General features: G+C 45.4%; 14 protein-coding genes. All 14 read left to right on the forward strand.

Features of this window, described 5'->3' with window-relative positions; translation table 11 throughout:
* Positions 1-160 precede the first annotated feature (160 nt).
* The 14 genes from ACFWZ2_RS42780 to ACFWZ2_RS42845 all read left to right on the forward strand — a co-directional run bounded on the left by ACFWZ2_RS42780 (position 161) and on the right by ACFWZ2_RS42845 (position 9,302).
* Positions 161-475 (forward strand): hypothetical protein, encoded by a 315-nt coding sequence (locus ACFWZ2_RS42780; protein WP_377998110.1) that lies wholly within the window; start codon positions 161-163, stop codon positions 473-475.
* The gene (locus ACFWZ2_RS42785; RefSeq protein WP_376642749.1) at positions 463-1,017 is read left to right on the forward strand and encodes a hypothetical protein; all 555 of its coding nucleotides are present in this window, start codon (positions 463-465) and stop codon (positions 1,015-1,017) included. Before ACFWZ2_RS42780 ends, ACFWZ2_RS42785 begins: the two co-directional genes overlap by 13 nt.
* Before the next feature lie 50 nt (positions 1,018-1,067).
* Positions 1,068-1,316, forward strand: coding sequence for a hypothetical protein (locus tag ACFWZ2_RS42790; protein ID WP_376642747.1), 249 nt, complete (start codon positions 1,068-1,070; stop codon positions 1,314-1,316).
* Positions 1,294-1,935 (forward strand): hypothetical protein, encoded by a 642-nt coding sequence (locus ACFWZ2_RS42795; protein ID WP_376642745.1) that lies wholly within the window; start codon positions 1,294-1,296, stop codon positions 1,933-1,935. Before ACFWZ2_RS42790 ends, ACFWZ2_RS42795 begins: the two co-directional genes overlap by 23 nt.
* A gap of 315 nt (positions 1,936-2,250) precedes the next feature.
* A complete protein-coding gene (locus ACFWZ2_RS42800) occupies positions 2,251-3,309 on the forward strand; it encodes a hypothetical protein (protein ID WP_376642743.1) in 1,059 nt (352 codons plus the stop codon).
* 59 nt (positions 3,310-3,368) lie between these two features.
* Positions 3,369-3,617 (forward strand): hypothetical protein, encoded by a 249-nt coding sequence (locus ACFWZ2_RS42805; RefSeq protein ID WP_080467411.1) that lies wholly within the window; start codon positions 3,369-3,371, stop codon positions 3,615-3,617.
* Positions 3,618-3,864: 247 nt separating this feature from the next.
* A complete protein-coding gene (locus tag ACFWZ2_RS42810; RefSeq protein ID WP_376642741.1) occupies positions 3,865-4,209 on the forward strand; it encodes a hypothetical protein in 345 nt (114 codons plus the stop codon).
* A 340-nt stretch (positions 4,210-4,549) separates the two neighbouring features.
* A complete protein-coding gene (locus ACFWZ2_RS42815; protein ID WP_063336321.1) occupies positions 4,550-4,846 on the forward strand; it encodes a hypothetical protein in 297 nt (98 codons plus the stop codon).
* Positions 4,833-5,594 carry a LysM peptidoglycan-binding domain-containing protein gene (locus ACFWZ2_RS42820; protein ID WP_376642739.1) on the forward strand — a complete coding sequence of 254 codons (762 nt, stop codon included), beginning with the start codon at positions 4,833-4,835 and terminating at the stop codon, positions 5,592-5,594. The genes ACFWZ2_RS42815 and ACFWZ2_RS42820 overlap by 14 nt, the downstream gene beginning before the upstream one ends.
* 8 nt (positions 5,595-5,602) lie before the next feature.
* Positions 5,603-6,427, forward strand: coding sequence for a glycoside hydrolase family 73 protein (locus ACFWZ2_RS42825; protein ID WP_376642737.1), 825 nt, complete (start codon positions 5,603-5,605; stop codon positions 6,425-6,427).
* Positions 6,396-7,181, forward strand: coding sequence for a hypothetical protein (locus ACFWZ2_RS42830; RefSeq protein WP_376642735.1), 786 nt, complete (start codon positions 6,396-6,398; stop codon positions 7,179-7,181). The genes ACFWZ2_RS42825 and ACFWZ2_RS42830 overlap by 32 nt, the downstream gene beginning before the upstream one ends.
* Positions 7,182-8,288 (forward strand): hypothetical protein, encoded by a 1,107-nt coding sequence (locus ACFWZ2_RS42835; protein WP_376642734.1) that lies wholly within the window; start codon positions 7,182-7,184, stop codon positions 8,286-8,288.
* A 13-nt stretch (positions 8,289-8,301) separates the two neighbouring features.
* Positions 8,302-8,520, forward strand: a complete 219-nt coding sequence (locus ACFWZ2_RS42840) for a hypothetical protein (protein ID WP_376642732.1) — start codon at positions 8,302-8,304, stop codon at positions 8,518-8,520.
* Positions 8,521-8,525: 5 nt separating this feature from the next.
* Entirely contained in the window at positions 8,526-9,302 is a 777-nt protein-coding gene (locus ACFWZ2_RS42845; protein ID WP_376642730.1) for a glucosaminidase domain-containing protein, read from the forward strand.
* The last annotated feature ends 131 nt before the right edge of the window (positions 9,303-9,433 follow it).

Here is a 9,433-nt window from a genome sequence, read left to right on the forward strand (position 1 = left end):
AAGAAATATGGACTATATTAAAAATACAAGTCGTCCGCATGTGTCGTGTGACTTTTAAAAGAGTCGGGAAATTCATTTTCCCGGCTTTTTATTTTGCCTAAAAATAATTAAATATGAAATTAATTCATTTATTTTTATTTTTTGTCTTGAAATCGAACACATGTTCCTATATTATTTAATTTATCGAACAGAAATAGGACAAAAGGAGGATTTATTTTCTATGCCAAAAGAACTAGAAGAAAAAGAAGAAAAATCGTCTGCTGAAGAAACACCGAAAAAAGAGGAACAGGAGGACGCGCCAAAATGGGCAAAGAATCTGCTACAGGACATCCAAAACCTGATGGGAACAAAGGAACAGCCGCAGGGACAAGCACAGGAAATTCCAGTACCGGAACCGCCAAAAGTGGAGGAACCGGAGGAAGAGGAACAGCCAGCACCAAGCAAAGCGAAAACGCTCCTCGGGTGGTTATGGTAGATGTGCCGGGAAGTGACCAGGAGGAACAGCCGAAAAAGAAACGCGGTCGCCCTCCTGGTACTGGCACGAAAAAGAAAAGCGCAGCCAAGAAAAAGACGGCGGGCAATGTTGATTCATCCCAGCTGAAAATGCTGTTACTGACGACAAGCGCGATCGTGGCAGCACGACCTGGGATGGAAGACTTTGCATTAACCGCCGATGAAGCCGAACAGATATGTACGCCACTCGCAAACATCATGGCGAAGTCTGAAGGCGTGGCGGGTGTCGCCAGTGAGTATGCAGACCATATAGCGTTACTCATTGCGTGCTTTACGATCTTTATACCTAAATTCATTATGTGGAAATCCAAACAACCTAAAAAGAAAGAGGTACAGAAAAATGTCTTGCCAAAACGAGAACTACCAAAACAACCAACAGAACAACGAGGAAATGAAAGCGCGCCTGAAAGAACTAATCAAAAGCCTGCTGAACGATCTGGGGAACCCACTAGTAAGCAATTTGGCGGCTCCTTACATCAACTCATCCCTTTCGGAGGATATTGATGTCTTAAAATTCCTCAACCATTTAGAGGGGATGATCGACTATGTCCGGTATGGTGACGCTGAAGCAAGGTGACTTCTATTACAACATCCCCATGCATGAATACAGCCGTTATTGGTTTGAACACTTGGACATTATCGAACAGGGCGAGGAATTTTTAGTTGTGGAGAAAATCCCTTACGACAAAATCCCGAAACCGTCCATCATGGCTGCTATGAAAAGAGGTAAAGGCGTGAAGCGTGTTGTGAAAGCTTACAGCACGAAAGGAAGTGGAAAACATGCGAATGACAATTGGCGATGACGAACACGTTTTTATCTGTGGTCAAACCGGTACAGGTAAATCGGTTGTCGCTGAGGTATATCTCGCTGGGAAAGACCATGTGGTAAAGCTTGATACGAAAGGCGAAGTACACGAGCGCCGCAAGAAACGGCAGGAATTGTGGCATGGCTTGCAGGAAGGTAAGGACTTTACTGTGGTTCACCGATTGGAAGACGTGTCCGAGGTCGAGACGCCGAAAATTATCTATTGCCCGGTCGCTGAAGAATTAGAGCCGGAATATTACAACGCGCTCATGAGCTGGGTGTACAAGCGTGAAAATACGATTCTATGGATAGACGAATTAATGGAAGTCGCGCCAAGCGCCCATAACTACCCGAAAGAATTGAAAGCCTTATACACGCGCGGGCGTTCGAAAGAAGCAGTCGTTTGGGCTTGTACCCAGCGCCCAACAGACATTCCGGTCATTGCTATGGCCAACAGTTCACACTATTTCATTTTCACCATGCAAAACCCGGATGACCGTAAAAAGATTGTGAAAGCAACAGGGATGCCGCAATTTATGGAGCAACCCGGCGGGCACAATTTTTGGTATTGGAAAGTGGGTATGCAAAACCCGGTACTAGCAAAATTGAAGCTTTAAAGGAGGTGATGACTTGGAGACACGAAAATTTGCAGGTGTCGGGCTGAAGAACATGATTGTCATTGCGCTATTCACAATGATGGTCATTGTCGTAACAAAGGTTATTGTCACGAAGCATCCGGTTAACGGTGTGACGCAATTAGTAAACGCAGTATAAGGAGGAAAAAAGCATGAAGGTTAAATGGTTAGTTCATACGTTCATTACTGTATTTATCACGATGGTTTTCATGTGGATTATTAAGAAAGCTTCAGCAAAATATCATATCCCGGTTGTATCTACAATCGCGGCAGAAGTCTAAGGAGGAATTTTAATTTATGGCAACTCAACAGCAACTATCAGCACAGGCAAAGGCTCAACTATTCTCGCAGGCTACCCGCCAAACATGGCAGATGATGGGTACACAGACAGTGACAGAGGACGCACAAACGGTATCATTCAACCTACCGAAAGTACGCCTGCTATCACAAATTTTAGTTGAATTTGACGCGACTGTCTCTCTCAAATCGCAGAACGCGGCAATTCCAACTAAACCATTTTCACCATACCAGATTATCAGAAATATTGCACTGGAATTAAACAGTGGATTCCGTCCTTTTGTTGTGTCAGGCGAAGCCCTTCACCTATACAGCTTAAACCGATTGAATCCAGACGTTCTATTACCTGCATCAAGTCCGCGGGCGTTATCTTACATTGAAACAGCCGCGAGCACGTCAGGTAAAGACGCGCGTATTAAATTCCAAGTCGCGCTGCCATTAACTTTAAACCAACGTGACCCGGTCGGTCTTATCTTGCTACAAAACGAGGAGACAACCGTTTCCCTTCAGATTGATACAGCACGCGCGCAAGACGCGTATCAGTTGGCTACTGGAGACACCGTTACACTGAAGCAATTGAAAATCACGCCGACAATTGAAACGTTCTCCGTCCCTTCTGTACCACAAGCTATGCCGGATATTTCTGTCCTGAAGCTTGTAAACGAAAAAGGCGAACAGTTCACCGGGAACGGTCAAAATATCGTGAAGCTTCAGACAGGGACGATCTACCGTAAACTCATGTTTTACTTTACGGATGAGTCAGGCAACCCGCTGAAGGACAGCGACTTTGCGGGCAACTTGGAATTGGTATTTAACCAAGCCGACATCCCTTACAGCATTAAGCCGTCAGCACTTGCAGCCCGAAATCATTCGGACTTGGGTTATGTCTTACCGGATGGGGTTTATGTGTTTGACTTCTCTAACCAAGGCTTGCCAAACCTCGGCGGCTCTCGTGACTATATTGACACCGAACGTCTTACAGAGTTTTGGATTCGCTTCAATACTCAAAAAGGCGGGCGCGTGAAAATCGTTGCTGAAAAGCTTTCACGCTTGCATTAATACACGCGGGAGGGCTTTTCCCTCCTTTTCTTATTTGACTACTACGAAGGAGGATTTATATGAACGCACCATCACAAATGGGTCTAGGTGAAATGTTCTACCATGCCGCAGACTTATATCCAAACATGGGGTTTATGAGTACCCGAACGTCTACAGTTCCCGAAGCTGAAGATCAAATGTCTCTTGTCGATGATGAGGACACAGCAAAAGAGCATGACGTAAAGCAAGACCCTATTACATCAAAACAAATCTTGCTGGGGTTCGGCATTGTGTTCCTTGTCGTATTCCTATTCTCGGCAAGGGTGTAGGGGGTGTGACTTGTGGAGCAAATCTATTCAATCCTATTAAATAACGGAGCCATGGGCGTAATGCTCGCGTGGTTCATGTTCAAACAATCAAAGGATAACGAACAGACACGGGAAATTCTAACCGATCTGAAAATGGTTATTTCAAAAATCGGGGGTGCGTCAAGCAATGACTAAAATTCTTGTTCTCACCGTTATTATCATCGTGTTTTGGTTCTTCTTTATCTGCCGCAAAAAGAAGGGATAACACATGGAAAAAGGTCTTTTGTTTTTCACGCTGGCGCTCACAGCCATATGGATTATTCTTGATGACTTTTATGGCGGCAAACACCTGTCAAAGATGGCACAGAAAATGACGCCTGACATTTCTACACCGATGGACGTTGTAAAAGATGGTTGGGAATCTACAAAAGAAACCGTCGACGAAGCCGGAAAGACAGCGAAAAAGGCAGTTGAAAAAGCGACAGGATACGACACGTATAAAAAGTATCAAAAGATGAAGCCGGAGCAGAAAAAGAAAGTCAAAAAAGCCGCTAAAGACAGTTTCATAGATGGGTTTTGGAACGGTCTTAAACGCGGTTTTGGCTTGAAGTAAAGGGGTGATTCTATGCAAGAGTTTACAAAGTCTATGCGGTTTATTATCACCTTTCTCTTTTTCGTTATCCTGCTGGGTATGTTCACAAATGAAAAAATAACGTACACGTTCTTGGTACTTGTTCTCGCAAGTATGGCAGTCCTGAACGTTGACAAGGTAAAACAAATCATGGGAGGTCTTGTGGATGGTTAACAAGTTTTTTGACGTGATTGCGGGTATCGGGATTCTCATTGGTATTTATCTGTTCCTGAAAAATGCCAAGTCTACGACTTCCATTATCAGCACAATCGCGAGCAATTCAATTTCAGGCATCAAAGTATTACAAGGGAGGTAAGGCGGCATGATGGAAGGCTATCACCTTCAAAACCGGGTTCATGCGCTTCAGGAGCTTTCACGTCCAGTGGAGCTACCTGACGCGCAGCTAGGTATTGGAGACGCTGAAGAATTACGCCCAACACATGCCAACTTCATTTACCCGATGGTTCCGAAAGAAGCATTGATCGACAAAGTAACAAACATGAGTATTGAGAAAGCGACAGTCGATCTAAACGGAAATCAGGTAGATGAAGAAAACTTCCCTAAGAATCATTATTTCGGTGATCCGATAGGAGGCTTATATTGGTATGGCGGAATTTGAACAAGTCGGTCATGAATCCGGGGGTCATTCCCCGGGTAAAAAGAAATTCCAATTAAACAAAAAGAATATTGTCATTATCGGGTCGGTTGCAATTGGGGTCTTTCTATTAGTCTCCCTTGTGACGCGTGGGCGTCCTGCTGAGGAAGAACAGTACGTGACTTCTGAAGCATTAGAGGGTGATTACTTGGATGGCAATCCTATGAATTCAAGCTTGGTTCAGGCACAGCTACAAAACAATCAATCTCTCATTGAAGGTAGCGTTGATACAGCCTTAAACAACTTTGCAAATGAATTGGGGCAGAACCAAGAATCATTTAAGTCAGATGTAATCGACACCATTACCGATATTGGCAAGGAAAACAAAACGTATGTTGACCAAGTAAAGGACAGCATTTCAAAACAGCTTGCCGATCAAGCGAAGAAATACAGCAACTTGGAAACAGAAAATGACCAGCTTCATAAAGAACTGGAAAAGCTGAAGAACGCGAAACCGTCAACACCTGCCAAAACGACAACACCTGCTAAAAAACCGTCAACCCCGGCTAAAAAGCCATCGCCAGCGAAAAAACCGTCTACACCAAAATACAAAACGGTGACGGTGAAAAAAGGTGACACGTTGTCAGAATTGACGCAGAAATATGGTAAGGGTGGTACAAAAGCCGCGTATATGGAAACAGCCAAGTTTAACAAACTCAAAGACCCGAACAAAATTAAACCGGGTCAGAAAATCAAAATCCTGACAAAGTAGGTGGAAGTATGGGCGTAAATATAAAGCCGTTTATCAAAGACGCGCAAGCCATACAGAAAGAAACTGGCATCCCTGCATCCATCATACTGGGTCAAATCATGTTAGAATCAGGCGGTTCAAACCCGGGCGGATTGTCCGGGCTTGCCTACTACTCTAAGAACCTATTTGGAATAAAGGGAAGAGGTACAGCAGGAAGTGCCACGATGGGTACGACCGAAGTATATAACGGTAAGACCTATCACGTGAAGGATGGCTTTGCAAAGTACAACAGCTATCAAGATTCCATACGCGCCCACGCGGAACTATTATCCAAGCCGCGTTATGCGTCAAAGCTGAAGAACGCAAAAAGCGTTGAGGACTATGCGAAGGGAATCAAAGCTGGAGGGTATGCAACAGACCCTAACTATGTAAATAAGCTTCTCGGCATTATCAGCAGTAACAACCTTCACCAGTACGATGATAAGGACATTACATTCAAAGGAACGTCAGGAGCCGGGGCGACAGGTGGGGATTCTTCATCTTCAGGCACTGACGACAAATCATATTTATCAAATATCATGTTCGGCGTGTTCAGATGGTCTCTTATTCTCGGGCTTGCTATCATTGCAATCGTGTTCTTTATGAAAGCCTTCCCAGCAGTCGGAGACGTTGCGAAAGGTACAGCATCCACCGCAATGGATTTTGTTCCGGGTGGTCGTGCTGTCAAATCTGTTTCTAAGGGAGCCAAAGCCATTAAGAAAGGACGCAGCGCGTCAAACCACATCAAGAAAGCCGCTACAATAGCAAAAGGAGTGAACAAGAATGCCGGAACTAGTCAAACAGCCGGGGGATGACCATAAAAAGAGTACATGGCGTGAACAGACCGTCACCATGCTACCGGGCGACATTACAACGGTTTATTTTGACGACACAAAGCCGAACCATTCAGCCATAACAAATAACACAAGTCAGATCGTGTACGTACACGAGCGCCCGAGCGTGTCGCCTAACAATTATCTTTTAGCCGTAGCGCCGGGGTCAACAAAGCTTTTGGCGCGACCGCTCGGCTATCACACAATCTACCTTGACGCCGCGATCGTGCAGCCCGAAAAAGTCCGGGTCGAATCTTGGATTGAGAAATTTACAGCGTCATCTATACCACAGTCCATTGACACCGTTCAGCTTGGGCAGATGACAGGAACCGTAGATATATCAGCGTTACCGCCGCTTGCGGCAGGCGACAAGCATATTGGGAGTGTTGAGATAGATAAGCCTGTCACACTCGGCGGGTCTTCTATCCCGGCGACACAACCTGTACCAACTCGGGAAGCCGGAATGAATGACTTTAGGGTTGGTGGGGTGAGTGTAGGCGTCACGCCTGTAATGGCAAAGTCAGGTTCTAGCAAACTGACAAACCGCCGAGAGTTGACGATCTACCCGCCTAACTCGGGTGTCATTTATTGGGGTAAGCAGGGTGTCGAGACGACTACAGGTGCGCCGCTCACGTCTAACGACAGCCCGCTAACATTTAAGGTTCATAGCCAAAGCCCTGACGTGTACCTAGTCGCTGATACTGAGACAGTCGTCACAATCGTGGAGGTGTCCTAATTGATTGAACTCGGGTCAAGGCGGACGCCGCCCTATGATGATACAGGCGTCAAAACAAGTATTTCAGATTTAAAAGACAAGATGGCAAAGCTTCAGGACACCGTTGACCATATGGACGTGTCAGATGAGATAAAGAACGATATTCTGACGCTTCAGCAAAAAGTCCAAGCGTTAGAGGATACCGCGGACGGTGGGTCAACTGGTGCAACTGACCAACAAATTCAAAGTATGAAGGCTGACGTTGATTCATTCGGCCGAGTCTTGGACGCTCATGTAAAGGACACGACCAAACACGTATCGTCTGAAGACCGTACCAAGTGGGACGGTATGAGTGACAGGGTGACGACATCAGAAACAAACCTGAAGAACCATATCGCAAATGCTAAACCTCACGTCTCGGATTCTGAACGTTTGAAATGGAATCAAGCTGCTACGGATGCGACACAGCTGCAAAAGGATTTACAGACAACGAATCTATCGCTTCAGGATGTTATCGGGGTTCAAAACTTCTCACAGAAATATGCATTAACGGATGCTGAAGGAATGCGGAAACGGTTGGCTTCAGCTGACAGCATATTCACCGCACCACCCGGTTTTTATTATGGGACAGGATGGAATCAACTACCGTTACCGGGTGACGCTTCTTGGTACTATCTCGACATTCTACCAGCGCCAAACGGTCTGCGGAAATTGGTTCTGACACGTTCCTATGATAATACGTCATGGATTGGTGTTATACACACTGACAATGTATTCAGGGGTTGGCGACAGCTGTTTACACAAAATGATTTTATGGCGCTCACATGGTATAACCTTCCGTTATTGAATGGAGCAAAGGCGTCAGGAAGAACACCGCAGTATACCCGCTGGGGAAACATCCTCATGCTAAAAGGTGACGTGGCGTGTGACCTCGGCGTTGACTTTGCACAATTGCCCGCGTCATATTCACCGTCAGACAAAAAGGCGGTCATGGCAACAGCATACGGAACGACAGGCTTCACAAAATTTTATATCAACACTGACGGTAAACTGGCGTTTGTCGGCTTTTCAGGAAACAATCAGTCCGCCGTGTCCAGTTGGTCATTAGACGCGGCAGTGCCTTACTAGGAGGGTTGGAGCAATGGAAATGATACAAGTATTCGTATATGATTCGGATTTCATCTTCGACTATCCTGAAATTGTTCCGGCTGATTCCGTACCGGATAATGCGACAACCGTACAGCCGCCGGGATATTGGCGGGCGCAATTTCAGAAGGATAGAAAACTATGGATTGAATCCGCTTCAGACGAACAAATAAATGAAATGAGACAACAAATGAGGGAGAGTGTAAAAGAATGAGTTTCATGGAGAATGTTGCAAGTGAAGCACAAAAATTATACGGTGTAAGTCGAGTTTTACCTTCAGTTATCACAGCACAAGCCATACATGAGTCAAATTGGGGCAAATCCGGGCTTGCTACGCGTGCAAATAACCTGTTTGGTATAAAAGGTATCGGGAACGCTGGAACCGTTCATATGGGCACGTGGGAGGTTTTAAACGGGGTCGATAAAACAATCAAAGCAGGGTTCCGGGCGTATAAGTCTGTTCGCGATTCTATCATAGACCTTGTGAACCTCTATAACCGTCTTGACCGTTATAAGGCTGTTGTCGGGGAAACGAACTATGTACAAGCTTGTGCCGCCATCCAAAAGGGTGGATATGCGACAGACCCGAACTATGCGAAGAAGCTTATCGCCACAATCGAAGCCCACGGGCTGACGAAATACGATAAGGTCGGGAACAAAGCCGCAGTGAAGGCGAAACCTGCCAAGTCGTCCGGCTCGACATATACCGTTAAGGCGGGTGACACATTGACAGCAATTGCAAAGAAATATAATACGTCAGTGAAGGAGTTGGCGAAAGTGAACGGTATTAAAGATGTTAATATGATTCGTGTTGGTCAAGTCCTGAAGGTATCAGGAGCCGCACCATCCGGCGGTACATTCTACACCGTAAAGGCGGGCGACAACCTGACGAAAATTGGTAAGAAATTCGGTGTGTCCGTTAAGACATTGACCACAGTTAATCGTATCCCGGATGCGAATAAGATTTATGTCGGTCAACGGTTAAGGGTGAAATAATTTACAATATATACTAACATTTGTTAAAATTAAGTAGAATAGGAGCCGCGGAAGACTTCTATTCTATCTGTAACAATAGAGTCACGCCCGAGACACAACCCGCTGGAAAAATATCCGGCGGGATTTTTTAT

Origin of the sequence: Streptomyces sp. NPDC059002 (assembly GCF_042740435.1) — a bacterium.
Lineage (GTDB): Bacteria > Actinomycetota > Actinomycetes > Streptomycetales > Streptomycetaceae > Streptomyces.

What these genes read in the sequence shown, in the direction of transcription:
- ACFWZ2_RS42780 (WP_377998110.1), top strand. Translation starts at nt 161, where the DNA reads ATGTTCCTATATTATTTAATTTATCGAACAGAAATAGGACAAAAGGAG.
- ACFWZ2_RS42790 (WP_376642747.1), top strand. Translation starts at nt 1,068, where the DNA reads ATGGTGACGCTGAAGCAAGGTGACTTCTATTACAACATCCCCATGCAT.
- ACFWZ2_RS42795 (WP_376642745.1), top strand. Translation starts at nt 1,294, where the DNA reads ATGCGAATGACAATTGGCGATGACGAACACGTTTTTATCTGTGGTCAA.
- ACFWZ2_RS42800 (WP_376642743.1), top strand. Translation starts at nt 2,251, where the DNA reads ATGGCAACTCAACAGCAACTATCAGCACAGGCAAAGGCTCAACTATTC.
- ACFWZ2_RS42805 (WP_080467411.1), top strand. Translation starts at nt 3,369, where the DNA reads ATGAACGCACCATCACAAATGGGTCTAGGTGAAATGTTCTACCATGCC.
- ACFWZ2_RS42810 (WP_376642741.1), top strand. Translation starts at nt 3,865, where the DNA reads ATGGAAAAAGGTCTTTTGTTTTTCACGCTGGCGCTCACAGCCATATGG.
- ACFWZ2_RS42815 (WP_063336321.1), top strand. Translation starts at nt 4,550, where the DNA reads ATGATGGAAGGCTATCACCTTCAAAACCGGGTTCATGCGCTTCAGGAG.
- ACFWZ2_RS42820 (WP_376642739.1), top strand. Translation starts at nt 4,833, where the DNA reads ATGGCGGAATTTGAACAAGTCGGTCATGAATCCGGGGGTCATTCCCCG.
- ACFWZ2_RS42825 (WP_376642737.1), top strand. Translation starts at nt 5,603, where the DNA reads ATGGGCGTAAATATAAAGCCGTTTATCAAAGACGCGCAAGCCATACAG.
- ACFWZ2_RS42830 (WP_376642735.1), top strand. Translation starts at nt 6,396, where the DNA reads ATGCCGGAACTAGTCAAACAGCCGGGGGATGACCATAAAAAGAGTACA.
- ACFWZ2_RS42840 (WP_376642732.1), top strand. Translation starts at nt 8,302, where the DNA reads ATGGAAATGATACAAGTATTCGTATATGATTCGGATTTCATCTTCGAC.
- ACFWZ2_RS42845 (WP_376642730.1), top strand. Translation starts at nt 8,526, where the DNA reads ATGGAGAATGTTGCAAGTGAAGCACAAAAATTATACGGTGTAAGTCGA.